The sequence below is a fragment of the uncultured Barnesiella sp. genome (assembly GCF_946496565.1).
Classification (GTDB): Bacteria; Bacteroidota; Bacteroidia; order Bacteroidales; family Barnesiellaceae; genus Barnesiella; species Barnesiella merdigallinarum.
This window is the reverse complement of sequence record NZ_CAMMHD010000012.1, coordinates 1-24620: the sequence shown is the minus strand read 5'-3', so window position 1 is coordinate 24620 and position 24620 is coordinate 1. Positions and strand designations below refer to the sequence as shown.

21 protein-coding genes and 1 riboswitch are annotated in these 24620 nt (G+C 55.1%); of the genes, 12 read left to right on the top strand and 9 right to left on the bottom strand.

Translation table 11 applies throughout. The features are described from left to right. Nucleotides 1–109: 109 nt before the first annotated feature. The 7 genes from Q1K76_RS07665 to nrdG all read left to right on the top strand — a co-directional run bounded on the left by Q1K76_RS07665 (nt 110) and on the right by nrdG (nt 7392). Nucleotides 110–940 (top strand): permease-like cell division protein FtsX, encoded by an 831-nt coding sequence (locus Q1K76_RS07665; RefSeq protein WP_300132294.1) that lies wholly within the window; start codon nt 110–112, stop codon nt 938–940. A 20-nt stretch (nt 941–960) separates the two neighbouring features. Then, complete coding sequence (locus Q1K76_RS07660; RefSeq protein ID WP_300132292.1) at nt 961–1236, top strand: DUF3098 domain-containing protein; 276 nt, start codon at nt 961–963, stop codon at nt 1234–1236. 35 nt (nt 1237–1271) lie between these two features. Next, nucleotides 1272–2120 (top strand): undecaprenyl-diphosphate phosphatase, encoded by an 849-nt coding sequence (locus Q1K76_RS07655; protein ID WP_087407934.1) that lies wholly within the window; start codon nt 1272–1274, stop codon nt 2118–2120. A gap of 6 nt (nt 2121–2126) precedes the next feature. Then, on the top strand, nt 2127–2864 hold the full coding sequence (gene truB, locus Q1K76_RS07650; RefSeq protein ID WP_300132289.1) for a tRNA pseudouridine(55) synthase TruB: 738 nt from the start codon (nt 2127–2129) through the stop codon (nt 2862–2864). Then, a complete protein-coding gene (gene queA, locus Q1K76_RS07645; RefSeq protein ID WP_087407936.1) occupies nt 2861–3910 on the top strand; it encodes a tRNA preQ1(34) S-adenosylmethionine ribosyltransferase-isomerase QueA in 1050 nt (349 codons plus the stop codon). The genes truB and queA overlap by 4 nt, the downstream gene beginning before the upstream one ends. Before the next feature lie 356 nt (nt 3911–4266). Continuing rightward, a riboswitch (cobalamin riboswitch) is annotated at nt 4267–4475 on the top strand. A gap of 52 nt (nt 4476–4527) precedes the next feature. Beyond that, nucleotides 4528–6906, top strand: a complete 2379-nt coding sequence (locus Q1K76_RS07640) for an anaerobic ribonucleoside triphosphate reductase (RefSeq protein WP_300132288.1) — start codon at nt 4528–4530, stop codon at nt 6904–6906. Then, nucleotides 6907–7392: an anaerobic ribonucleoside-triphosphate reductase activating protein gene (gene nrdG / locus Q1K76_RS07635; protein WP_087407938.1), complete on the top strand. Its 486-nt coding sequence runs from the start codon at nt 6907–6909 to the stop codon at nt 7390–7392. A gap of 13 nt (nt 7393–7405) precedes the next feature. On the opposite strand, the gene Q1K76_RS07630 is transcribed toward nrdG, so the two are convergent. From Q1K76_RS07630 to Q1K76_RS07610, 5 genes are all read right to left on the bottom strand, one after another. Further along, nucleotides 7406–8608, bottom strand: a complete 1203-nt coding sequence (locus Q1K76_RS07630; protein WP_300132286.1) for a DUF3843 family protein — start codon at nt 8606–8608, stop codon at nt 7406–7408. 65 nt (nt 8609–8673) lie between these two features. Beyond that, the gene (locus Q1K76_RS07625; protein ID WP_087407940.1) at nt 8674–8985 is read right to left on the bottom strand and encodes a DUF3467 domain-containing protein; all 312 of its coding nucleotides are present in this window, start codon (nt 8983–8985) and stop codon (nt 8674–8676) included. Between the two features lie 4 nt (nt 8986–8989). Beyond that, complete coding sequence (locus Q1K76_RS07620) at nt 8990–9652, bottom strand: NigD-like protein (protein WP_087407941.1); 663 nt, start codon at nt 9650–9652, stop codon at nt 8990–8992. After that, entirely contained in the window at nt 9649–10329 is a 681-nt protein-coding gene (locus tag Q1K76_RS07615; RefSeq protein ID WP_087407942.1) for an ABC transporter ATP-binding protein, read from the bottom strand. The genes Q1K76_RS07620 and Q1K76_RS07615 overlap by 4 nt, the downstream gene beginning before the upstream one ends. Further along, complete coding sequence (locus tag Q1K76_RS07610) at nt 10326–11048, bottom strand: tRNA threonylcarbamoyladenosine dehydratase (RefSeq protein ID WP_300132271.1); 723 nt, start codon at nt 11046–11048, stop codon at nt 10326–10328. The genes Q1K76_RS07615 and Q1K76_RS07610 overlap by 4 nt, the downstream gene beginning before the upstream one ends. 269 nt (nt 11049–11317) lie before the next feature. Here Q1K76_RS07610 and Q1K76_RS07605 point away from each other — a divergent pair, with 269 nt between their 5' ends. Further along, nucleotides 11318–11794, top strand: coding sequence for a DUF456 domain-containing protein (locus Q1K76_RS07605; RefSeq protein WP_258326870.1), 477 nt, complete (start codon nt 11318–11320; stop codon nt 11792–11794). A gap of 116 nt (nt 11795–11910) precedes the next feature. Here the strand turns inward: Q1K76_RS07605 and pckA are convergent, their stop codons facing one another. Beyond that, entirely contained in the window at nt 11911–13518 is a 1608-nt protein-coding gene (pckA, locus tag Q1K76_RS07600) for a phosphoenolpyruvate carboxykinase (ATP) (RefSeq protein ID WP_087407945.1), read from the bottom strand. Between the two features lie 270 nt (nt 13519–13788). Here pckA and upp point away from each other — a divergent pair, with 270 nt between their 5' ends. The 4 genes from upp to sulP all read left to right on the top strand — a co-directional run bounded on the left by upp (nt 13789) and on the right by sulP (nt 20245). After that, nucleotides 13789–14439 carry a uracil phosphoribosyltransferase gene (gene upp, locus Q1K76_RS07595; protein ID WP_087408044.1) on the top strand — a complete coding sequence of 217 codons (651 nt, stop codon included), beginning with the start codon at nt 13789–13791 and terminating at the stop codon, nt 14437–14439. Nucleotides 14440–14486: 47 nt separating this feature from the next. Then, a complete protein-coding gene (locus Q1K76_RS07590; protein ID WP_258326867.1) occupies nt 14487–15617 on the top strand; it encodes an N-acetyltransferase in 1131 nt (376 codons plus the stop codon). Between the two features lie 290 nt (nt 15618–15907). Continuing rightward, nucleotides 15908–18283, top strand: a complete 2376-nt coding sequence (locus Q1K76_RS07585) for a GDSL-type esterase/lipase family protein (protein WP_300132268.1) — start codon at nt 15908–15910, stop codon at nt 18281–18283. A gap of 276 nt (nt 18284–18559) precedes the next feature. Next, complete coding sequence (sulP, locus tag Q1K76_RS07580; RefSeq protein ID WP_087407949.1) at nt 18560–20245, top strand: SulP family inorganic anion transporter; 1686 nt, start codon at nt 18560–18562, stop codon at nt 20243–20245. A gap of 114 nt (nt 20246–20359) precedes the next feature. On the opposite strand, the gene cysS is transcribed toward sulP, so the two are convergent. From cysS to argS, 3 genes are read right to left on the bottom strand one after another with little or no spacing between them, the layout of a single operon-like run. Further along, complete coding sequence (gene cysS / locus Q1K76_RS07575; RefSeq protein ID WP_087407950.1) at nt 20360–21832, bottom strand: cysteine--tRNA ligase; 1473 nt, start codon at nt 21830–21832, stop codon at nt 20360–20362. 37 nt (nt 21833–21869) lie between these two features. Continuing rightward, nucleotides 21870–22568, bottom strand: coding sequence for a Bax inhibitor-1/YccA family protein (locus Q1K76_RS07570; protein ID WP_087407951.1), 699 nt, complete (start codon nt 22566–22568; stop codon nt 21870–21872). Nucleotides 22569–22598: 30 nt separating this feature from the next. Next, entirely contained in the window at nt 22599–24392 is a 1794-nt protein-coding gene (gene argS / locus Q1K76_RS07565) for an arginine--tRNA ligase (RefSeq protein ID WP_087407952.1), read from the bottom strand. Nucleotides 24393–24620: the final 228 nt, after the last annotated feature.

Sequence of the window (24620 nt, the reverse complement as noted above, 5' to 3'; positions counted from 1 at the left end):
TAACAGAGGCGTAAAATCCTCACAGAACAAAAGGCTTGATTTGGTAAAAAAGAGAGATATGAACAACAAGGCTTCTTTCAGCAAACGGATTTCTTTTCTGAATGCTCGAATGACTTCGACATTAAGCGTGTCGCTGGTCCTTTTCATCTTGGGGATTATGGTCTTGATGGGCTTTTTGGCCAACAATCTCTCCCGTCATGTCAAGGAGAATATAGGCTTCTCGATTGTCCTCAACGAGTCGGCCGGCGAACAACAGGTGCACCAGTTGCAACGCATGCTCGAGCGGGCCGACTATGTGAAGGCTGCTCAGTACATCTCGAAAGAGGATGCCCTGAAGGAGGTGATGATCGAGTTGGGCGAAAATCCCGAAGATGTGTTGGGGGTCAATCCCTTGCAATCGTCGATCGAGGTCAAGCTCAAAGCCGACTATGCCAACACCGACAGTCTCTCGGTTATCGAGAAAGGTCTTCGCGACCAGGTAATCGTGAGCGACATCCTCTATCAGAAAGACCTCATTCAGTCGGTCAACGACAACATGAGCCGCATCGGCCTCATCTTGCTGGCGTTGGCCATTGTGCTGATGATTATATCGTTTGCGCTGATTAGCAATACCATCCGGTTGGGTGCCTACTCCAAGCGATTCCTCATTCACACGATGAAGCTGGTAGGTGCTACCCCGGCCTTCATACGGAGGCCATTTATTGTCTCCAATGTCATCAACGGCATTGTGGCCTCGGTCATTGCCATGCTGCTCCTCTCGGGGTGTGTCTATTACCTCATGTCCGAGATGGAAAACTTCACGACACTTGTGTCGGTACCCATGATGCTGCTGGTATTCCTCACCGTGCTGGTGCTGGGTATTATCCTGTCGGCCGTCTCGGCCTATTGGGCCGTGAACCGTTATATCCGCATGGATAGAGACGACTTGTATTATGTGTGATAAAAAAACAGTATAACCATATGAAATCTCAAGAAAAGAAATCGGCACCGGTGCTTTCCGACACGGAGCAAAAGGCCTCGTTTGCTCTGGGAAAAGCCAATATTAAGCTCATTGCCATATCGTTTGCCGTGATTGTTATCGGTTTCCTGCTGATGCTGGGGCCCGGTACTACCCCCGAGGCATATAACCCCGACATCTTCAGTTTTCGTCGCATTGTGCTGGCCCCCGGCATAGCCTTCGTGGGGTTTGTCTTCATGGTCTATGCAATCATGCACAACTCTAAAAAGAGACAATAAGGCAGTTTGATATTTCTGTTTAAATTTTCAAGAAAGTGGATTTTTTAGAAACGATTATTATCGCCATTGTAGAGGGACTGACCGAGTTTTTACCCGTTTCCTCTACGGGGCACATGATTATTACACAGAGTGTTCTGGGTGTAGAAAGTACTCCCTTTGTAAGGGCATTTACGGTCATTATACAGTTCGGTGCTATCTTGTCGGTGGTATGTCTCTATTGGAAACGGTTTTTCCGGCTCAATCGCACTCCGCTCCCGGGCAATCCCTCGGCCTTGCGGCGTTTCCTGCACACCTACGATTTTTACTGGAAGTTGCTGGTGGCATTCATCCCCGCTGCCATATTCGGTTTGCTCTTGGGCGACTGGATTGATACCCTGCTCGAAAACGTGGTAGTCGTTGCCGTCATGCTGGTTATTGGCGGTATCTTCATGCTCTTCTGCGACCGGATATTCAACAAGGGCAGCGACAACACCGAGCTTACCGAGAAACGAGCATTTTACATAGGATTGTTCCAATGTATCGCCATGATACCGGGTGTATCGCGTTCGATGGCGACCATCGTGGGCGGTATGGCACAGAAACTTTCGCGCAAGGCGGCAGCCGAGTTCTCGTTCTTTCTGGCTGTTCCCACCATGTTTGCGGCAATGGCATACAAGATGCTGAAGCTGTTTTCAGAACCTGAAGGAGCCGATTTGATTATGAACAACATGGGTACTTTGTTGTTGGGCAACGTAGTTGCCTTTGTGGTAGCCTTGCTGGCCATCAAGTTTTTCATCGGTTTCGTTACCCGCTATGGATTCAAGGCCTTCGGGTGGTATCGTATAATAGTGGGTGGTGTGATTCTCGTCATGTTGTTGACGGGACATAACTTAACGATTATGTAATGTGTAATGGATTTTAACGAAGGCGAAATCATATATATCGACAAACCGCTGCATTGGACCTCGTTCGATGTCGTCAAGCGAATCCGTTTGCGAATCTTGCGCAGGCTCAAGCAGAAGAAACTGAAAGTGGGTCATGCCGGTACACTCGACCCCCTGGCTACGGGAGTGATGATTGTCTGCACCGGGCGGGCCACGAAACGCATCGAGGAGTTTCAGTATCATACCAAAGAGTATATCGCCACCTTGCAGTTGGGTGCGACTACCCCCTCGTTCGACCTGGAGACCGAAATCGATGCACACTACCCGCACGAGCACATCACCCGCGAGAGCGTAGAGCGAACATTACCGCGTTTTGTCGGTTCCATTATGCAGGTGCCTCCCTCCTATTCGGCTTGTAAGATCGATGGGCGCAGAGCCTACGACATGGCGCGCAAGGGGCAGGAGGTAGAGCTTAAACCCAAGGAGCTGGTTATCGACGAAATCGAGCTGCTCTCCTGCGAATTGCCCCTTATCCGGATACGGGTCGTTTGCAGCAAGGGTACTTACATACGGGCTCTTGCCCGCGACATCGGGGCGGCCCTCGGCAGTGGAGCTCATCTGGTGGGGCTTGTGCGTACACGGGTGGGCGATGTGACGCTCGCCGATTGCCTGTCGGTCGATGAGGTGGCCCGAATGATCGACGAGGCCCCCTTGACAACCTCCGAAGAAGATAAAAACGAAGAAAGTAATAACGAACAAATATGAAACTGTCCCAATTCAAATTTAAATTGCCCGAAGCGCAAATCGCTCAATACCCGGCAAAAAACCGGGACGAGTCCCGGTTGATGGTAATCGACCGGAAAACGGGAAAGATTGAACACCGCATCTTCAAAGAGATTATCGACTATTTCGAAGAGAAAGATGTGTTTGTATTCAACGACACCAAAGTCTTTCCTGCACGCCTCTATGGCAATAAAGAAAAAACCGGTGCCAAAATCGAGGTATTCCTTCTGCGCGAGCTCAACGAAGAGAATCGCCTGTGGGACGTTCTGGTAGAGCCGGCCCGTAAGATACGTATCGGCAACAAACTCTATTTCGGCGACGACGACTCGATGGTGGCCGAGGTAATCGACAATACCACCTCGCGCGGCCGTACGTTGCGATTTCTCTACGACGGCTCGCACGACGAGTTCAAAGAGGCCCTCTACAAACTGGGCGAGATGCCTTTGCCGGCCTATATCACCCGTCCGGTCGAGGAGCTCGATGCCGAGCGTTATCAAAATATCTTTGCTCGCCACGAAGGGGCTGTGGTCACTCCCGCTGCCGGGCTCCACTTCAGCCGTGAGCTGTTGAAGCGCATGGAGATTAAGGGCATCGACTACGGCTTCCTCACCCTCCATTCGGGCCTGGGTAACTTCCGTGAAATCGATGTCGAAGACCTTACCAAGCACAAAATGGACTCGGAGCAGCTGATTGTGACCCCCGAGCTCGTCGAGCTCGTCAACCACGCCAAGGATGGCGGCCACAAGGTGTGCGCCGTGGGTACCTCGGTGATGCGGGGTATCGAGAGTGCGGTCAGCACCGGCGGCCACATGAAGACCTACGACGGCTGGACCAACAAGTTCATTTTCCCGCCCTACGACTTTACGGTAGCCACCAGTCTGGTGACCAACTTCCACATGCCGCTTTCGACCATGCTGATGATGGTAGCGGCATTCGGCGGATATGAAATTGTCCTCGAGGCCTACGATGCTGCCCTCAAGGAGGGGTATCGTTTCGGTGCCTATGGCGACGCCATGCTCATTCTGTAATTGGTAAGATATCAGGGACGCTCTTGTCCCGGAAGATACAGAGAACCTTGTTGCACCTTGGGGACAAACGGTGCGGCAAGGTTCTCTCTCTTATAGAGAGATTACTATCTCGCCTTTTTTATTATGTTGCTGGAATAGATAACAATTTGGTTGATTCGATTGGATATCCGATTGAACAATGGAATAGATGCCTTTTTTGCTGTTTTATAGCAGTATAGTTTCCATATGGGAGTTGGTATGGGCCTCTATTCGTTGCTGGTTTCAGGAAACTTTTTTCTATTCTGGTTTTCAAAAGTTTCCCGAAAAAGGAAACTTTTGTCTCGAAATTTGTTGTTTGGTTATCGCGAATTTGTGTAACTTTGTACCCGCATTCCGGTTCGGCCCCGTTGTACGATGGTGTCGATAAAAAGGGAATCGGGTGAGAATCCCGAGCAGTCCCGCTGCTGTAATTCCTGTGAAAGTCCCGTGACACGAGCCACTGACGAGAATCTGTTTCTGTAATGTCGGGAAGGCGTCATCGGGGCAGGGAAGAGCCAGAAGACCTGCCGGAGTGAGAGAGAAGCAAAAGGACGTTCGAGGAGACGTCCGCAGTATCCAACCCTAAACAACTTATCAACATGGATTATGCAGGCATTACCATTGCCAAGCGCGATGGTGCCCAAGAGAGTTTCTCGATTGCCAAAATCGAGCGGGCTATTGCCAAGGCCTATCGGGCCGATGGTATCGACGACGAAACTGCGGTGAAACAGATTGCCGGCGAGGTGGCCGCCGCCATCGACAAGAGCGAGATTTCGGTCGAGGAGATTCAAGATCTGGTCGAGCGCCATCTGATGCGGCGCAACCCTTCGGTGGCCAAGCGCTTCATCATCTATCGCGAGTGGCGCACCAAGGAGCGCGAGAAACGCACCTCGATGAAGCAGGTGATGGACGGCATCGTGGCTGTCGAGAAGAACGACGTGAACCTGAGCAACGCCAACATGTCGTCGCATACGCCGGCCGGGCAGATGATGACCTTCGCCTCGGAGGTGACCAAGGATTACGCCTACAAGTATCTGGTGGGGGTGCGCTACGGGCGGGCGCACCGCGAGGGCGACATTCACATCCACGACCTCGACTACTATCCCACCAAGACGGCCACCTGCGTGCAGTACGACCTGGAGGATATTTTCAACCGCGGTTTCCATACCAAAAACGGAACCGTGCGCACGCCTCAGTCGATACAGAGCTACGCCACGCTGGCCACTATCGTGTTCCAGACCAACCAGAACGAGCAGCACGGCGGGCAGGCCATCCCGGCTTTCGACCACTTCATGGCACCGGGGGTGCTGAAGAGTTTCCGCAAACATCTCGAGACGGCCATCGACTTCATCTTGCGCCTGCATGGCGAGAGCGACCATCCGTCGCTGCGAGAGGCGATAGCCGACTCGGTCGCCTCGATAGCCGATACGGAGGTGCAACAGGCTGCACTGGCCGACCGCCTGCAGACTCTGGGCCTGACTCTCTCGGCCAATGAGTTGCGCACCGCCTGGACACAAAGCTACGAGACTACCCGCAAGGATACCCACCAAGCCATGGAGGGATTGGTGCACAACCTCAACACCATGCACTCGCGGGGTGGCAACCAGGTGGTTTTCAGTTCGATAAACTACGGTACCGATACCTCGCCCGAGGGGCGCATGGTCATACGCGAGCTGCTCTCGGCTACAACCGAGGGGTTGGGCCACGGCGAGGTGCCGGTCTTCCCGATACAGATTTTCAAGGTGAAGAATGGGGTATCGTATAGCGACGAGGATTATGCTGCGGCGATGGCCGACTTCGAGGGGGCGATGGCGGGACGTATCCCATTCAAGGCGCCCAACTTCGACCTGCTGCTCGAGTCGTGCCGGACCACGGCCACTTCGCTCTTTCCCAATTTCGTATTTCTCGATACCGACTACAACCGGAACGAACTTTGGCGGGCCGACGACCCCGACCGCTTCCGCTACGAGGTGGCCACGATGGGTTGCCGTACCCGGGTGTTTGAAAACCTGCACGGTGCGAAGAGTTCGTGGGGGCGGGGCAACCTCTCCTTTACCTCGATGAATATGCCGCGCCTGGCCATCGAGGCGCGTCGCGAGGCCGAAGAGCTGCACCCCGACGGCGACAAGCACGCCATCCGCCGCGAGGCCCGTATCCTCTTTCTCGAGAAGGTGCGCACCACCGCCTCGATGATTGCCGAGCAGTTGCACGAGCGGTACGAGTATCAGCGCAAGGCTCTCGCCCGTCAGTTCCCTTTCATGATGGGTAACGACGTGTGGAAGGGTGGCGGACGGCTGAATCCCGACGATGAGGTGGGCGACGTAATCAATAGCGGTACGCTGGGCATCGGTTTTATCGGCGGCCACAATGCCATGTGTGCCATCTACGGCGAGGGGCATGCCCGCAACGAGGAGGCCTGGCAGACGCTCTACGATGCCGTGATGGTGATGAACAACGTGGTCGAGGAGTACAAGAGCCGCTATGGGCTCAACTACTCGGTACTGGCCACGCCGGCCGAGGGTCTCTCGGGTCGCTTCACCCGTCTGGACCGCAAGCGCTACGGGGTTATCCCCGGCGTGACCGACCGCGACTACTACGTCAACTCGTTCCACATCGACGTGAAGGAGCCGGTGACCATCGTCGAGAAGATCCGTAAGGAGGCCCCCTTCCACGCCATTACGCGGGGCGGACACATCACCTATGTCGAGCTCGACGGCGAGGCGAAGAAGAATGTATCGGTCATCTTGAAAATCGTGAAGGTGATGCACGACGAGGGCATCGGTTACGGTTCGATAAACCACCCGGTCGATACCTGCCGTGCGTGCGGCTACCGGGGTGTCATCTATACGCAATGCCCGGTGTGCAAGAGCGAGAACATCTCGCGCATGCGTCGCATTACCGGCTACCTCACCGGCAGCCTCGAGTCGTGGAACTCGGCCAAGCAGGCCGAAGAGCGCGACCGGGTAAAACACAAGTAAATGGAAACACTGCACCTGATCAATGTCTACCCCGAGACCATCTCCGACGGTTTCGGGGTACGCTATTCCATCTATCTGGCCGGCTGTACGCACCATTGCCGGGGGTGCCACAATGCCGGCAGCTGGAATCCCCGGGCGGGCGAGCCGCTCACCGAGGCCTTGCTCAATCGCATCATCGCCGAAATCAGGTCCAATCCGTTGCTCGACGGCATTACCCTCTCGGGGGGCGACCCCTTTTACAATCCGCCGGCCCTGCTGGCTCTGTTGCGGCGCCTCAAGGCCGAGACGGGTTTGAATATCTGGTGTTATACGGGCTATACCTACGAGGTGCTGTTGGACGATGAGGCCCGGCGACCTTGCCTCGAGTATATCGACACGCTGGTCGACGGCCCCTTCGTGCAGTCGCTCTTCGATCCCACGCTACCCTTCAGGGGCAGCAGCAACCAGCGCATTCTGCACCTGTCGCAGGGGCAGAAAACAGAATGAGGCAATTCAGTGTTTACACGGCCCGGTAGTAATCCTGCAGGAGGCAGCGGGCTATGAAATCCCAATTATCGGCCACGAGCTGCGGGTTGCCGTCGGCAAAGCAGGCATCGGGCAGCAAGCCGTGCGAGCAGAGGTAGAGCAGCAGGTCTACGGGGCAACGTCCCGGCACGGTGAGCAGCGATATGGCCCCTTTGCGGGCCTCCTCGGGGTTGTACCAGGGGTTGGCCGGGTCGGCTATGTATTGGGCAATATCCGAAGCCACCAGCATCCCTTTATAGGGAGTTACGTAGAGGACGAAATTCTTTTTGTGAGCCAGGTGCGACAGGTGTCCGCCTTCGGTCTCGCCCCATTGCATCCCTTCGGTGAGGAAGCGGTCGAGCTCGGCATACGAGCCGATATACTTCACGGGGCTGCCGCCCGTCGATTGGGTGAACTGCTGGTAATAGGGGTGCAGCTCTTTCTGCTCTTCGAGCTCTTCGGGCAGGGTGTGTTGCCACAACAGCGACACCCATTCGTGAGCAAAGAGGGCCAGCGGTCCGGCCGGCAGGGTGTAGAGCGACTCGCGGCGCAGTTTTTCGAGTCGGTTCAGTTTCTCTTTGTCGGTGTGATTCGGTTTGCTGTGCACCTCGTGCAGCAGTTGGCGGGCCAGTGAGCGGTTCGACGGTCCCAGCAGGAACGATTCCCAAAAGAGCCATTCGGCAAAGCGGTACCGCGCCTCGGGGTCGGAGGTATCGTTCAGTTCGGGTTGGCAAAACTCTTGCAGCAGCGGCGAGTCGGGTGCCGTTTCGTATTCGCTCTCAAGCAGATTGTAGATGGGGTCGGCCGTGGCGATGAGGTCGGCATCGAGAGGCGACAGCACCTCGTGTTCGTTGCCGTAGGCAGCCGACAGATACCACAGCAGCACCCGCACGTCGTCGCGGTTCACCTCGCCTTCGTAGTAGGCTTCGGGGGTAAAGAAGGGCAGTGTACGCCCGTAGAAAGCCTGGTGCTGGGCCACGAATGCCGCCCACAGCCCGGTGCCCGACAGGATGTCGGCAAAGTAGCCCACGAGGTCGCAGCAGATTGATTTTACCGCGTCGTCGCTCCAGCGCGTCTTCAGCGGCGATTGTTTTATCTCGTCGTACAGCCGGTTGGCCAGTCGCGTGTAGTAGCGGTCGCTGTCGGTGGTGAGGGTATAGGGCTGCCGCGCCAGCCATTGTTGCAGGGTGATGTTCATGTGGTCGTCTTTTAGAGGGTGATACAAAGGCAGGCAGACCGGGTAGCGGCCCGCCTGCAAGTCGATTAAGCCTCGCCGCCGGGAGCCATGAAGGGAGGCATGCCTCCGCCCCGTTGTTGCGGGTCGTTCATCTGGATGGGACCGAACTGGGATTCATATTTGCGGATGTTGTCCTGCAGGGCGAAGAGCAGCCGTTTGGCATGCTCGGCCGTGAGGATGATGCGCGATTTCACCGGTGCTTTGGGAGCGCCCGGAGTTACCCGGATAAAGTCGATGACAAACTCCGACGGAGCGTGCGAAATGATGGCCAGGTTGGAGTAGGTACCTTCGGCTACGGCAGCCGACAACTCTATTTGAATCTCTTTTTTCTCTTCCATGATGTCAGTTTAGTTTGAAATAATAATATTTATAATTGAAATTTACTTGGTTCACATATACTTGCAGCGTGGTGTAGGGGCGGTTGCGATACCCCTCGATGTTGAACGACGAGTAGAGGTTGCTCCAGTGTCCCTCGGGGTCGTCGTTGCGGCTGTGGCGCAGCTCCACCTTGAGGGTATCGCCCTCGAGGGTCGATTCGTCGGCTACGAGCATGATGCTGTGCGGCTGGCTGTGGTAGTCGATACGGTAGCGCAGGTTGAGGAAATCGCCCGTTTTCCAGATGCTTTGCAGGTAGAGGGTATCGTCGGGCAACTCGGTCATCCGCTCGTGCGAGACCAGCCGCAGGGTATCGAAGTGGATGGCCGAGAGGGCCTGCACCTCTATCCGTTTGCGGGTCGTGCTCAACTCCTCGACGGGGCGGTATTGCAGCAGCACGCGCACCCCTTCGGCCGTGCGGCTCTCGTCTACCGCGCCGATGGGGCAGAGGGTATCCATCGGGGACGAGTCGGTGGCCTGGCAGGTGAAGTAGGTCCCTTCGTTGCCCCGGTGGCAAGTGACGATGTCGGCATAGAAGATGCCGTAGAGATCCTCCTCCTTCTCGCAGGCCGTCAACAGCAGCAACGGCACGGCGAGCAGCCACCAGCGACGGGCGACGTGTCGTTTCATACCTCGGCCTCCTCCTTCCCGGCCGGTTCCACGATAGAGCCGTCTTTCATGAAGAGGATGCGGTCGGTCATTTGGGCCAGTGTCTCGTCGTGGGTGACGATGACGAAGGTCTGCTTGAACTCGTCGCGCAGGTCGAAGAAGAGCTTGTGCAGCTCGATTTTGTTTTTCGAGTCGAGGCTGCCCGAGGGTTCGTCGGCCAGAATTACCGAGGGACGGTTGATGAGGGCCCGGGCCACGGCCACCCGCTGCTTCTCGCCGCCCGAGAGTTGGGCCGGTTTGTGTGCCAGCCGGTCGCCCAGACTCAGAAAGTCGAGTATCCGCTTGGCCTCCCGCTCCGCCTCCGAGCTGTTGCGTCCGCCGATGAGGGCGGGTATCATCACATTTTCGAGGGCCGAGAACTCGGGCAACAGTTGGTGAAACTGGAAGACAAACCCGATGTGTCCGTTCCGGAATCGGGCCATCTCGCGGTCGGGCAGGTTGTCTACCCGCTTGCCGTCGTAGCGTATCTCGCCGCAATCGGGCTTGTCGAGGGTACCGACAATTTGCAGCAGCGTGGTCTTGCCGGCGCCGCTCGCTCCTACGATGGCAACAATTTCGCCCTGCTCGATGGTGGCGTCGATTCCCTTCAGCACCTCGAGCGAGCCGTAGCTCTTGTGTATGTTTTTAATCTCTATCATGATTCCGTAAGTTTTCGTATCACGTAGCTGGCCAGATGGCAGCCAAACAGGGCCGGCAGATACGACAGGGTGCCCACGGTCGACTTCTTGTTGCGCTCGCCCTCTACGGCTATGACGGCGTGCGGGTCGGCCTGTTCGGTCGAGAATACCGTTTTCAGTCCCTTGGTGATGCCTGCCTTGCGCAGCCGCAGCCTTACGGCCCGGGCCAGTCCACAGTGATAGGTGTCGGCGATGTCGGCCAGGCGAATGGCCGACGGGTCTTTGCGGCCACCTGCACCCATCGACGAGACGATGCGCACCTTGTGACGCAGGCAATAGGTGATGAGGGCAATCTTGGGCGCCAGGGTGTCGATGGCATCGACTACGAAATCGACCGGTTCCCGCTCGAGCAGGGCCGGGATGTCGTCGGCTTCGAGGAATCGCTGTTTGGCGGTGAGCTGCAACTCGGGGTTGATGTCGAGCAGCCGCTCGGCCATCACCTCGGTCTTGGGTCGCCCCAGCGTGCTGTGCAGCGCTACGAGCTGGCGGTTCAGGTTGCTCTCGGCCACCGTGTCGCCGTCGACGATGGTCATGCGGCCTACGCCGGCCCGGGCAATCATCTCGGCCGCATAGGCACCCACGCCTCCAACACCCACCACCATAACATGGGCGCGTTGCAACCGCTCCATGGCGGCATCGCCCATCAGCAGGCGGGTTCGCGACAGCCACTCTTCGTTCATCGTATCTTCTCTTTTTGTATTTTATCAATTTACGAAGATACTCTTTTTTTGGAGAAAATCGGAATCCCCGTCCGTAAAATGAATGTTCGCGGCTTCATTTTCCCGACGGAATCGCTTGAATGTGAGCGGAGATACCGTTTCGTAGAATTTGTTTCGTCGTCCATTTATGCTATCTTTGCTTGTGAAAGTCCCCGCCTCGACGGTTGGGTCGCTTACCCGATTTGCCGGACGGAGGGGACGAGCATAACCCTTAAAACCGAAAGAACGATATGGATATTGTATGGATTGTTTTGGGAGCCTTGTGCCTGCTCGTGGGGCTGGCCGGCTGTTTTCTTCCCGCACTGCCCGGGCCGCCGCTGGCCTATGTGGGTATGTTGTTGCTGCACATTACCGAGCGGGTGCAGTTTACTGTCACGCAACTGGTTGTGTGGGCCATCCTGGTCATTGTGGTGCAGGTGCTCGACTACTTCACCCCGCTCATCGGCACCAAATACGGGGGTGGCAGCAAGTGGGGCAATCGCGGCTGCATAGCCGGCACGGTGATAGGCATGTTTTTCTTCCCGCCGTGGGGTATCATTCTGGGCCCTCTGGTGGGGGCTATCGCAGGCGAACTGTTGGGTGGCAAGCTCACGCACGAAGCCCTCAGGGCAGGGCTGGGAGCCTTTGTGGGTTTCCTGCTGGGTGTAGTGATCAAGGTATCGCTCTGCGGCTACTTCATCTATGAGTTTGTAGCGGCACTCGTGTGAGAGCCGTTACCGGGCCGGCAAGAGGAACCCGTATTGAATCAGATGTATTTAAAAAGCAACCGAGGCTGCTCCGTGTGGAGTAGCCTCGGTTTTTATTGGAGTTAATCGATTTTCGATTAGAGTTTCGGGCCGGCAGCAACCAGAGCCTTACCAGCGGCGTTGCCTTCGAACTTAGCGAAGTTCTTGATGAAGCGGCCTGCCAGGTCTTTGGCTTTTTCATCCCACTCGGCAGCGTTGGCATAAGTGTCGCGCGGGTCGAGGATGTTCTTGTCAACACCCGGCAATTCGGTAGGAACAACGAAGTCGAAGTAGGGGATAACTTTCGTCGGAGCCTTGTCGATAGAACCGTCGAGGATGGCGTCGATGATACCACGAGTATCGCGGATCGAGATACGTTTGCCCGTACCGTTCCAACCCGTATTTACGAGGTAAGCCTTGGCACCGACCATTTCCATCTTCTTAACCAGCTCTTCGGCATATTTGGTAGGATGCAGCGAAAGGAAGGCAGCACCGAAGCAAGCCGAGAAAGTAGGAGTCGGCTCGGTGATACCACGCTCGGTACCGGCCAATTTGGCGGTGAAGCCCGAGAGGAAGTAGTATTTCGTTTGCTCGGCGTTCAGGATAGAAACGGGGGGCAATACACCGAATGCGTCGGCCGACAGGAAGATAACCTGTTTGGCGTGCGGGCCTTTCGATACCGGTTTAACGATGTTGTTGATGTGGTAGATAGGATACGATACACGGGTATTCTCCGTTACGCTCTTGTCGGCGAAGTCGATCTTACCGTTGGCGTCAACCGTTACGTTCTCGAGGAGGGCGTCACGTTTGATGGCGTTGTAGATATCGGGTTCGCTCTCTTTGTCGAGGTTGATAACCTTGGCATAGCAACCACCTTCGTAGTTGAATACACCGTCGTTGTCCCATCCGTGTTCGTCATCACCGATGAGCAGACGTTTCGGGTCGGTCGACAGCGTGGTTTTACCCGTACCGGAGAGACCGAAGAAGATAGCGGTGCTCTTGCCCTCTTTGTCGGTGTTGGCCGAGCAGTGCATTGAAGCCATGCCTCTCAGGGGGTTCAGGTAGTTCATGATCGAGAAGATACCTTTCTTCATCTCACCACCGTACCAGGTGTTCAAGATTACTTGCTCGTTGGTCTTCAAGTTGAATACCGTAGCGGTTTCGGAGTTCAAGCCCAGTTCTTTGTAGTTGTCAACTTTGGCTTTGGCAGCGTTGAACGATACGAAATCGGGTTCGCCGTAGTTGGCCAGTTCCTCTTCGGTAGGACGGATGAACATGTTCTTAACGAAGTGAGCTTGCCATGCAACCTCCATGATGAAACGTACTTTCAGACGAGTAGCGGGGTTGGCACCGCAGAACGTATCCATCACGAACAGTCTCTTGCCCGAGAGTTCTTTTACGGCTTTGGCTTTCAAATCGGCCCAAGCAGCTTCGGAGCAAGGTTTGTTGTCGTTTTTATATTCGTCGCTGGTCCACCAGAGAGTGTCCTTGCTGGCTTCATTCATTACAAAGAATTTATCTTTGGGAGAACGACCGGTATAGATACCCGTCATTACATTCACAGCACCAAGTTCAGTTACCTGACCTTTTTCGTAGCCTTCCAAGCCTGCTTTGGTCTCTTCCTCAAACAGCACTTCGTAAGAAGGATTGTGTAAAATCTCTTTTACATCTTTAATACCATACTTGCTTAAATCTAATGTTGCCATTGTTCTTGAATTTAATGGTTTATAAAATGTTTATTTGTATTCTTAGTCCATGAAAACCGACTGCAAAATTAAAAACAAATTCTACAAGTAGCGATGTAATTAAAGAAAATTTTCGCTAATTGTTTGTATTTATTACAAATATACCCCGAATCGCTATGCCGGCATAGCAAAAAGGCGCTTTTTTTAGGGCAAACAGGAGAAAAAACAATTTATAATTTTCTAAAACAAAATTTATACGTACTTTTGCTCTTCGGCAAAAAACAGAAAAGTATGGAAGTTATCAATTTTGCCGAGAAAAACTCGGTAGTAAACCGGTTCATGGCCGAATTACGGGATGTGAACATTCAGAATGACCGGATACGGTTTCGTCGGAATCTCGAGCGCATTGGCGAAATCATGGCTTACGAAATAAGCCATCGCCTCCATTACTCCGAAAAAGAGGTAACCACCCCGCTGGGAACCGCACGGGTCAATCTGCCCGACGATACGGTGGTGCTGGCTACGATCTTGAGAGCCGGTCTCCCGTTCCACCAGGGATTCCTCAGTTGTCTCGACGATGCCGAAAATGCTTTTGTATCGGCGTATCGTAAATACAAGGACAAACTCAATTTCGACATCTTCATCGAGTATATTGCCTCGCCTCGTCTCGATGGCAAGGTACTCGTCATCACCGATCCCATGTTGGCTACCGGTGGTTCCATGGAGTTGTCGTACAAGGCATTGCTTACCAAAGGTACCCCCAAGAGCGTGCATGTGGCTTCGGTCATTGCCAGTCGGCAGGCCATCGATTATGTGAAACAACATTTCCCCGACGACACGACCTTGTGGGTGGGAGCCATAGACGACCAGCTCGACGACCACTCCTACATAGTGCCGGGGCTGGGCGATGCGGGCGACCTTGCCTACGGAATCAAGGAGTAGAAGCGGAGGCAAGCGCATAGGAATAAATTGCTGAAATTATAAACATCATGTCAATCACAATTAAGGAAATTGCCGGGAATCGTGCTCTAAAGAATTTTGTCAAGTTCTCGATCGATTTGTATGAGGGCAACGAGTATTATGTGCCCTCACTGGTCCTGGACGAGGTGGGCACGTTGAGTGCAAAAAGCAATCCGGCATTCGACTTTTGCGAATCGGTCTATTACATGGCTTATCGCGACGGTAAGCCCGTGGGACGTATAGCCGGTATCATCAATCGCAAAGTCAACGAAAAGACCGGCGAGAAGGCAGCTCGGTTCGGTTTTGTCGATTTTATCGACGACCGCGAGGTGAGCAAGGCGCTCTTCGACGCCGTGGAGAATTGGGCCCGTTCCAAGGGAATGAACGAAATTCACGGTCCCCTCGGGTTTACCGATATGGACCCCGAAGGGCTGCTGGTCGAGGGATATGACCAGCTGGGTACCATGGCTTCGATTTACAACTATCCCTACTATGTCGACCACATCGAGGGTATGGGATATGAGAAGGCCGTCGACTGGGTCGAGTATAAAATCAAGGTGCCCGAGAGTGTGCCCGAGAAGCACCAACGCATCAGCGACATCGTGCAGCGCAAGTACAATCTGCGTATCCTCAAGTTCAAAAAGGTGTCGGAGATTCATAAGGGAAAATATGGACAGAAGATTTTCGACCTTATCAACGATGCCTATGCCGAACTCTACGGTTATTCGGCACTCTCGCAACGGCAGATCGATTACTACGTCAACATGTATATCCCGGTGTTGCGCCTTGAGAATGTGACGCTTATTGTCGATGAGCACGACGATCTCGTGGCCGTGGGTATTGCCATGCCGTCGTTGTCGAAAGCATTGCAGAAATCGAGAGGCCGCCTCTTCCCCTTCGGGTTTGTCCCTTTGCTCAAGGCTTTGAAAGGAAAGAACGATGTCGTAGACCTGTTGTTGGTGGCCGTGCGCCCCGACTATCAGAGCAAGGGTGTCAATGCTCTTCTCTTCTCCGACTTGATACCGGTCTTTATCCGCAACGGGTACAAGTATGCCGAGAGCAATCCCGAACTCGAGGAGAACGAGAAGGTGCAGTCGCAGTGGCAATACTTCGAGCGTCATCAGCACAAGCGCCGTCGGGCTTATACCAAGAAACTCTGATAACGGCTCGAGCCTCGGGTTTCGAGTGTCGGACCCGTTGCACATAGCCTGTACAGATAGCAACTTTTATCGCACCCCCTGTCACGGACAAAAGGCCGTGGCTGGGGGTGTGTCTGTTTTTGGGGGGTGTGAAGCTGAGACTCTTTCGTGCAAGTGGCGGGTGTGGCCGATGGTCCGTCTCGACAGAACGAATAAAAAAAATTTGCTGTCGGGGCTAAGGGTAGGACTCTCTTTTTGTGTCACAATAGTAGTGCTTGAAATCCTTATTATTATAATAATAGTATATTCACATGAAAAACCAGTTTTACTTCAAGAAAAAAGCGGGGATTCTGCTCCTCTCTTTGTGTGCCGCTGTTGGCTTGTGCGCACAAAATCCGATTGTTGTCTTGGAGGCCGAGAATGCCGACTCGGTTCATGCTCCGGCTAAAGTCAAGTCGGTCGATGGCTTCTCGGGAGGCAAATATGTCGGTGGCAACGATCCCGGCAGCTACCTCTTCTTTCACGATGTCGAGATGGATGAGGCCGGGACTTACGAGTTCAAAACCTATTTCAACTGCAACGGCACGCGCCGCTTCACCGTCAAGGTAAACAACTACCCCGAGGTAGAGTGTTCGGTAAAGGGTACGGCCAAATGGGATACGCCGCCGGCCGAGACCACGAGCGTGCTCGTCTATATGGCTGCCGGCAAGAACAACATCAAGATTACACCCTATCCCACGACGTCGGGTGGTCCCAACCTCGACAAGTTCGAGATTCTCGAAACGACCGAAACGCCGCTGCCCGTACCTCACGAGGGTTTCCCTATCGTGCTGGAGGCCGAGTATGCCCACCTGTCGGGTACCCTCAAGGTGAAGACGCTCGAAGGTATGTCGAACGACCGTTACGTGGGCGACTTCAACAAGGATACCAACTCGGCTCTGCAGTTTACCTGCATCGATATTCCCGAAGAGGGTCCCTACGAATTGAAGATATTCACCAACGACCCGATGGGTCGTCCGCTCGACATACAGACCAACAACTACGCCAAAATCTACATCAACGTGAACAAATCGCAAGGCGGCTGGGACCAGCTGCCCACAGCCGAAACTTCGGTACTTGTCTGGCTCGACAAGGGGCTCAACACCATCTCGTTTACCGAGTCGTGCCGCAACAGTGGACCCAATATCGACAAGATAGAGATTCACGAGACCGACGAACCGATGGAGCGTCCCGACATCGAGAAGCCCTATCCCGAGTCGTGCAAGGAGATTGACGAGTATAAGATTTCGTTCATGGGCTCGTCGGTATGCTACGGTACCGGTGCTACCAACAACTATGGCTATGCCTACATGTATGCCTACCTGTTGGAACAACGGGCACAACAGGGTATCGGTCGGGATTGGATTTCGTCCAACATTTCGATAGGCGGCAACACGACCCAGATGGTGCTCGACCGTTGGGAGCGCGATTTGCTGCGCGACTGCGGCCGCTACGTCTTCTACGGCCTCTCGCTCGGTAACGAGCGCAACGACGGTACACCTACCCAACAGGCGGCCATCAACTACGAGAAGGGTATGAAGCAGCTCATCCATCAGGCCGATTCGGTAGGCATCGTTCCCGTCATGGCCAACAACTATGCCAATGCCGGTTTCAATGCCGACGACTACGAGATTTTGAAAAACCTCAACCTCACCATCCAGCAATGGACGGTTCCCTCGGTCAACATGCTGGGTGCTGTCGACGACGGTTCGGGCCGCTGGGTCAAAGCCATCGAGAGCGATGGCGCTCACCCCAACTCCGACGGTCACCGCGAGTTCTCCTACGCCATCGTACCTTCGCTCTTCGATGCCCTCGATGCCGGCAAGGAGGCCCCGGAGCGTCAGGAGAGCACGGCCTTTGAACTGGGTACGGCTACCTCTACACAGCATATCGAATTCACGCCCGAGAATATTGTTCACCCCTTTACTCTCTCGTTCGAGGTGAATGCCGCTTCGGCCGGTACACTGGCCTCGTTCGAGAATGAAAGCGGTATGGGTCGCCTCGTTGTCGACGAGAGCGGCAACCTGGTCTATCGCTCGCCGCTGGGTGGGGAGATTGTTTCGACCGTAGCCTTCACGGCCGGTAGCTGGCACACTGTTTCGCTCACCCACTACTATGCTTGGGGTATGACCCAGCTCTATGTCGACGGTGTCCATGCCGGACAGTTGGCCGAGAAGCTCGTGGTGAAACGCTTTGCCTTGGGTGGAAGTGCAGCCCCCGCAGAGGCTCAGTACCGTCAGCTCTTCTTCTGGCGCTCGGGTATGAATGCCGAGGAGCTGGCCGCCGTAGCCGAAGGCAAGATGTTGCGCTCGAGCCTCGAGATTTATGCTCCGTTGAGCGCCGAGGTACCTCTGCTCAACCTGGCCCAGAGTACCAACACCCTCTCGCTGGTCGACAACAGCACGTCGGGCATTGCCTCGGTCAAGGTCGACAACCTGTTGTTTTCGCCCAATCCGGTCAGGCAGGGCAGCCGGGTCAACGCCGGTTGCACCGGTCGGTTCGACATCTATTCGGTGAACGGTATGCTGGTCGATAGCCAGTCGTTGCGGGCCGAGGGCGATACCCTCTCGACCGATACTCTTACGGCCGGTACCTATCTGGTACTCCTCGAAGGTACGGCTCAAAAGGGTCTGCTCATTATCTATTAAGCATTTTATCGCGTAGTAACTATCTTTTCCCTTCAGGGGGCAAGGCTCGTCGGGTCGACCATCCGCGAGTTATCGCCCCCTTTTCTATTTTAATTTTTTTCAACAAACATACCGTTCGAATCATAAAAAAGAGTTAATTTTGCCGCTGTTTTTCAAACCGGCGCGAATGCCGGTTCGCTTGAGTCGCACTTTTGCCGGGCTTGCCGGTGTTGCTATCGAGTGACCTCTGTTGAGAAAAAGAGGATAATAACAGGTATTATATATAGGTAAAGAAAGATGAAAAGCAGATTGGATTTTCACCCGAAGTTCGTGGCTTCGTTGGCCAGCTATTCCAAAGAGAGATTTCTGAAAGACCTCATGGCCGGTATCATTGTGGGCATCGTGGCACTGCCACTGGCCATCGCTTTTGGTATCGCCTCGGGGGTATCGCCCGAAAAGGGTCTTATTACAGCCATCATCGGTGGCTTCCTGGTTTCGTTTCTGGGCGGTAACAGCGTGCAGATAGGCGGGCCTACCGGTGCCTTTATCGTCATTGTCTACGGCATCATACAGACCTACGGTCTCGAGGGGTTGGCCATCGCTACCTTCATGGCGGGCTTGATTCTGGTGCTCATGGGCTGCTTCCGGTTGGGAACCATCATCAAGTTCATACCTTATCCCATTGTGGTGGGATTCACCAGCGGTATCGCCCTCACCATCTTTGCCACACAGATAAAGGACCTGCTGGGGCTCACGATGGAGAGTGTGCCGGCCGACTTCATATCGAAGTGGATTGCCTACTTCCAGCACATCGATACCACCAACTTCTGGTCGCTGGGCATCGGGGTGCTCAGTATCCTCATCATCGCCTATACGCCACGTATCTCCAACAAGATACCGGGTTCGCTCATGGCCATTATCCTGATGACGGTACTGGTCTATATCCTCCGTAATGTCTGGGGCATTGAGGGTATCGAGACGATTGGCGACCGCTTCAACATCAGCAGCGAAGTGCCCGAGCCGCAGTCGCTCAATATCAACATGGATACCATCAACCAACTCCTTTCTCCGGCCTTCACCATCGCCGTGCTGGGGGCTATCGAGTCGTTGCTCTCGGCTACCGTGGCCGACGGTGTGACCGGCGACAAGACCAACTCGAACACCGAGCTGATAGCCCAGGGGGCTGCCAATATCGTGGTGCCCTTCTTCGGCGGTATCCCCGTGACCGGTGCCATTGCCCGCACCATGACCAACATCAACAACGGCGGCCGCACCCCGGTAGCCGGCATGATACACGCCGTGGTGTTGCTGCTGATATTCCTCTTCCTCATGCCGCTTATCCGGCTGGTGCCCATGTCGTGCCTGGCCGGTGTGCTGATTGTGGTTTCGTATAACATGAGCGGCTGGCGCACGGTGCGCTCGCTGCTGAAGAACCCCAAGTCGGACGTATCGGTGCTCATCATCACCTTCCTGCTCACCGTCATCTTCAACCTGACGATTGCCATCGAGATAGGTCTGTTGCTGGCCGTAGTGCTCTTCCTGCGCCGGATGACCGAGACGACCAAAATCTCGGTATTCCACGACGAGCTCGACATTGCCCACGGCACCGAGTCGAATCAGCACGAGGTGCTGAAGGTGGCCCCGGGGGTAGAGGTGTACGAAATCGAAGGCCCCTTCTTCTTCGGTATCGCCACCAAGTTCGACGAGCTGATGCGCAGTATGGCCGACCGTCCGCTGGTGCGCATCATCCGCATGCGCAAGGTGCCCTTCATCGACTCCACGGCCCTGCACAACCTCGAGATTCTGATTACCTCGTCGCAGAAGGAGAAGATACATGTGATTCTCTCGGGTGTCAATCCCCAGGTACACGAGACGCTGAAAAAGGCCAATATCGACCGCCTCATCGGCGACGACCACATCTGCGACCACATCACCAAGGCGGTGGCCAAGGCCAACGAGTTCGTGGCCGAAATGCAGAAATAGGCCCGTGGGGCGGAGCGGCTTCGGTGCCGCGCCTCTCTTCCACGACGATGCTATACAAATAACGCCCGGGGCAACGGCCCCGGGCGTTATTATTTTGTTCGGTCGAGCGTGCGGTTATTTCAGTTTCCACTCCACGCCCTCTTTGGTATCTTTGATTTCGAAACCGATTTCGGTCAACTTGTCGCGGATGTAGTCCGAGGTGCTCCAGTCCTTGCGGGCCTTGGCCTCCTTACGTACGTCGAGCAGCAGGTCTACGGCTTTGTGGTAAGCCTCGTTACCTTCGTCCGAAGCCTTGGCCTCCTCGCGGATACCCATGATGTCGAAGAGGAAGGTCGAGAAGGTCTCCTTCAGGTGGGCGATGTCGTCGGCCGTCAGTTTGGCTTCGCCGGCCAGCGCCGTGTTGATGATCTTCACCGCTTCGAAGAGGTGCGAGATGACGATAGGCGTGCTCAGGTCGTCGTTCATGGCCTCGTAGCAGTGCTCGCGGATAGCCTTGACATCGACCGTCGAGGTGTCGCTCGGCGTGATTTTGGCCAGGTTGTTCCAACCCTCGAGCATGCGTTGCAGAGCCTTTTCAGAGGCTTGCAGCGCCTCGTTGCTGAAGTCGACGGTGCTGCGGTAGTGGGCCTGCAGGATGAAGAAGCGTATGGTCATGGGCGAGTAGGCCTGTTGCAGCAGCTTGTGGTTGCCGGTGAAGAACTCGTCGAGGGTGATGAAGTTGCCCAGCGACTTGCCCATCTTCTGCCCGTTGATGGTAATCATGTTGTTGTGCATCCAGTAGTGCACCGTTTCGTGACCCTGTGCGGCTACCGATTGGGCAATCTCGCACTCGTGGTGGGGGAAGAGCAGGTCCATGCCGCCGCCGTGGATGTCGAACTCCTCGCCCAGATACTTGGTGCTCATGGTCGAGCACTCGAGGTGCCAGCCGGGGAAGCCGTCGCTCCAGGGCGAAGGCCAGCGCATGATGTGCTCGGGGGCTGCCTTTTTCCAGAGGGCGAAGTCGAAGCTGTTGTGCTTCTCGCTCTGCCCGTCGAGCTCGCGGGTAGTGTTGAGCAGGTCGTCGATGTTGCGGCCCGACAGTTTGCCGTAGTGGTGGTCTTTGTTGTATTTCACCACGTCGAAGTAGACCGAGCCGTTGCTCACGTAGGCGTAGCCGGCCTCGAGAATCTTCTTGATGTATTCGATCTGTTCGATGATGTGTCCCGAGGCATGCGGCTCGATGCTGGGGGGCAGCACGTTGAGGGCCTCCATGGCCTTGTGGTAGCGGTTGAGGTAATATTGTACCACCTCCATCGGCTCGAGCGACTCGAGGCGGGCCTTCTTGGCGATTTTGTCTTCGCCTTCGTCGGCATCGTTTTCGAGGTGACCCACGTCGGTGATGTTGCGCACGTAGCGCACTTTATACCCCAGATGCTTGAGGTAACGGAACAGCACATCGAAGGTGATGGCGGGACGGGCGTGTCCCAAGTGCGCGTCGCCGTAGACGGTGGGACCGCATACATACATGCCCACATAGGGCGGGTTCAGCGGTTTGAACTCCTCCTTTTTACGGTCGAGCGTATTGTAGATGAAAAAGGGTTGTGTCATATCGTGTCTGTTTAGATAGCTTGTTCAGGTTGTTCCCTTAATCGTTGCTGCGGCCGAAGAAGCGGAGCAGATAGAGGAACAGGTTGATAAAGTCGAGGTAGAGCGACAGGGCTCCGATGGTGGCCAGTTTGCCCATTTGCGAGGACTCTACTTCGTAGGCGGCGTTTTTGATTTTCTGCGTATCCCAGGCGGTGAGGCCGATAAAGAGGGCTACACCCACGAAGCTGATAATCCAGTCGAGGGTGCTGCTGGCTACGAAGATGTTTACTACCGTAGCGATGATGAGGCCGAAGAGGGCCATCACGCAGTAGCTGCCGAATCGGGTCATGTCGTTTTTGGTCACCAGGCCGTACACGCTCATGGCACCGAATACACCGGCCGTGATGAAGAAGGTGTAGGCGATGGAGCCCAACTCATACACCACGAATATCGACGAGAATACCACGCCGTTGAGTATGGCGTAGAGGTAGAAGAGCAGGGTGGCCGTAGCGGTGCTGAGCTTGTGGAGCATGCCCGAGAGGACGAACACGACAGCCAGCTCGGCAATCATCAGGCCGAAGAAGATGGCCCGGCTGCCCAGAATGGTGGTCAGCAAGGCGGGCGACGAGGCTACGTAGAGTGCCGTGAAGGCAGTCACCACGAGAGCCAGGAACATGCGCACATATACTTTGCGCATCACGGTCGACAACACCGATGAGGTGGCTGTCGATTTATACGAATCATACGAGTTTTCCATATCTGTCTGGTTTTAAAAGGTTGTTGTTCTTTACATACGGTCGGGCACCTCGATGCCGAGCAGACCCATACCGGTCTTGATGACCTTGGCCACGTTGGCCGAGAGCATCAGGCGGAAGGCCCGTACCTGGGCATCCTCCTCGCGCAGGATGGCGTAGTCGTGGTAGAACTGGTTGTACTCCTTGACCAGGTCGTACACGTAGTTGGCAATGAGCGAGGGGCTATATATGCGACCGGCCTCGGCTACGACCGAGGGGAAGTCGGCCAGGTGCTGGATGAGCGAAATCTCTTTCTCGGTAGGCTCTACGTGGCTGGTATCTACGCTGTGGTAGTCGATACCGGCTTCGGCAGCCTTGCGCATCACCGAGCAGATGCGGGCGTGGGTATACTGGATGAAGGGCCCCGTGTTGCCGTTGAAGTCGATCGACTCTTTGGGGTTGAAAGTCATGTTCTTGCGGGGGTCTACCTTCAGGATAAAGTATTTCAAGGCACCCAGGCCTACGATGCGCGAAATCTCTTCGGCCTCTTCAGGGGTACAGCCGTCGAGTTTGCCCAGTTCGGCCGAGGTCTCGCGGGCGGTGTCAATCATCTCGTCCATCAGGTCGTCGGCATCGACTACCGTACCTTCGCGCGACTTCATCTTGCCCTCGGGCAACTCTACCATGCCGTAGGAGAAGTGCACCAGGTCTTTGCCCCATTTGAAGCCGAGCCGGTCGAGCAGTATGGAGAGAACCTGGAAGTGGTAGTTTTGTTCGTTACCCACCACATAGATCATCTTGTCGATGGGGAAGTCCCTGAAGCGTTGTTGGGCCGTGCCGATGTCCTGGGTCATGTAGACCGAGGTGCCGTCGCTGCGCAACAGCAGTTTCTGGTCCAGGCCCTCGTTCGTCAGGTCGGCCCATACCGAGCCGTCCTCCTTGCGGAACATGAGCCCCTTTTCGAGACCTTCGAGCACTTTGGCCTTCCCTTCGAGGTAGGTCTGCGACTCGTAATAGATCTTGTCGAAGTCTACACCCAGACGGCGATACGTCTCGTCGAATCCGGCATATACCCAGTTGTTCATCATCTCCCAAACCCGACGTACTTCGGGGTCGCCGGCCTCCCATTTGCGCAGCATCTCGCGAGCCTCCTGCATGAGGGGCGATGCGGCTTCGGCCTCTTCGGCCGTCATGCCCTTGGCCTCGAGCTCTTTGAGCTCCTCCTTATAGTGCTTGTCGAAGAGCACGTAGAAGTCGCCGATGAGGTGGTCGCCCTTCTTGCCGGCCTTTTCGGGCGTGATGCCGTTGCCCCACTTCTCCCAGGCCAGCATCGACTTGCAGATGTGGATACCCCGGTCGTTCACGATGTTGGTCTTCACCACCCGGTTGCCGTTGGCTTGCAGAATTTTCGAGAGGCTGTATCCCAGCAGGTTGTTACGTACGTGACCCAGGTGCAGCGGCTTGTTAGTGTTGGGCGAAGAGTATTCGACCATGATGAGCGGAGCATCGGGGGCAGCCTGGCGGATACCGAATTGAGCCTCCTCGTCGATGTGGTGCAGCATCTCGCTCCAGAACGCCGGAGCGATAACCAGGTTGAGGAACCCTTTGATTACGTTGAACGAGGCAACGGCAGGTTCATGCTCCTTCAGGTATTCGCCAATCTCCTGAGCCGTAGCTTCGGGAGCTTTGTGCGAGGCCTTCAAGAAGGGGAAGACCACGAGGGTAAGGTTGCCTTCGAACTCTTTTTTCGTCTTCTGGGGATTGGTCGTCCCGGGGGCCGCGTCGACTCCATACAAGGCTTTCACGGCCTTGGCGGCGGCATCGGATATGATTTGTTCTATTTTCATCTCTCTACTTTATTAAATATATGGGGTACAAAGATAGTGAAAGACGAGCGCAGAGGCAAATGGAAAACGAAGTTTTCGACATTTGACGGTGCCGAGCCGCCTCCTTTCTTCTGGAAAGATAGTGAAAGACGAGCGCAGAGGCAAACGAAAAACGAAGTTTTCGACATTTGACAGTGCCGAGCCGCCTCCTTTCTTCTGGAAAGATAGTGAAAGACGAGCGCAGAGGCA

Coding starts and splice junctions, on each gene's coding strand:
- Q1K76_RS07665 (WP_300132294.1), top strand. CDS start 110: ATGACTTCGACATTAAGCGTGTCGCTGGTCCTTTTCATCTTGGGGATT.
- Q1K76_RS07660 (WP_300132292.1), top strand. CDS start 961: ATGAAATCTCAAGAAAAGAAATCGGCACCGGTGCTTTCCGACACGGAG.
- truB (WP_300132289.1), top strand. CDS start 2,127: ATGGATTTTAACGAAGGCGAAATCATATATATCGACAAACCGCTGCAT.
- queA (WP_087407936.1), top strand. CDS start 2,861: ATGAAACTGTCCCAATTCAAATTTAAATTGCCCGAAGCGCAAATCGCT.
- Q1K76_RS07640 (WP_300132288.1), top strand. CDS start 4,528: ATGGATTATGCAGGCATTACCATTGCCAAGCGCGATGGTGCCCAAGAG.
- nrdG (WP_087407938.1), top strand. CDS start 6,907: ATGGAAACACTGCACCTGATCAATGTCTACCCCGAGACCATCTCCGAC.
- Q1K76_RS07630 (WP_300132286.1), bottom strand. CDS start 8,608: ATGAACATCACCCTGCAACAATGGCTGGCGCGGCAGCCCTATACCCTC.
- Q1K76_RS07625 (WP_087407940.1), bottom strand. CDS start 8,985: ATGGAAGAGAAAAAAGAGATTCAAATAGAGTTGTCGGCTGCCGTAGCC.
- Q1K76_RS07620 (WP_087407941.1), bottom strand. CDS start 9,652: ATGAAACGACACGTCGCCCGTCGCTGGTGGCTGCTCGCCGTGCCGTTG.
- Q1K76_RS07615 (WP_087407942.1), bottom strand. CDS start 10,329: ATGATAGAGATTAAAAACATACACAAGAGCTACGGCTCGCTCGAGGTG.
- Q1K76_RS07610 (WP_300132271.1), bottom strand. CDS start 11,048: ATGAACGAAGAGTGGCTGTCGCGAACCCGCCTGCTGATGGGCGATGCC.
- Q1K76_RS07605 (WP_258326870.1), top strand. CDS start 11,318: ATGGATATTGTATGGATTGTTTTGGGAGCCTTGTGCCTGCTCGTGGGG.
- pckA (WP_087407945.1), bottom strand. CDS start 13,518: ATGGCAACATTAGATTTAAGCAAGTATGGTATTAAAGATGTAAAAGAG.
- upp (WP_087408044.1), top strand. CDS start 13,789: ATGGAAGTTATCAATTTTGCCGAGAAAAACTCGGTAGTAAACCGGTTC.
- Q1K76_RS07590 (WP_258326867.1), top strand. CDS start 14,487: ATGTCAATCACAATTAAGGAAATTGCCGGGAATCGTGCTCTAAAGAAT.
- Q1K76_RS07585 (WP_300132268.1), top strand. CDS start 15,908: ATGAAAAACCAGTTTTACTTCAAGAAAAAAGCGGGGATTCTGCTCCTC.
- sulP (WP_087407949.1), top strand. CDS start 18,560: ATGAAAAGCAGATTGGATTTTCACCCGAAGTTCGTGGCTTCGTTGGCC.
- cysS (WP_087407950.1), bottom strand. CDS start 21,832: ATGACACAACCCTTTTTCATCTACAATACGCTCGACCGTAAAAAGGAG.
- Q1K76_RS07570 (WP_087407951.1), bottom strand. CDS start 22,568: ATGGAAAACTCGTATGATTCGTATAAATCGACAGCCACCTCATCGGTG.
- argS (WP_087407952.1), bottom strand. CDS start 24,392: ATGAAAATAGAACAAATCATATCCGATGCCGCCGCCAAGGCCGTGAAA.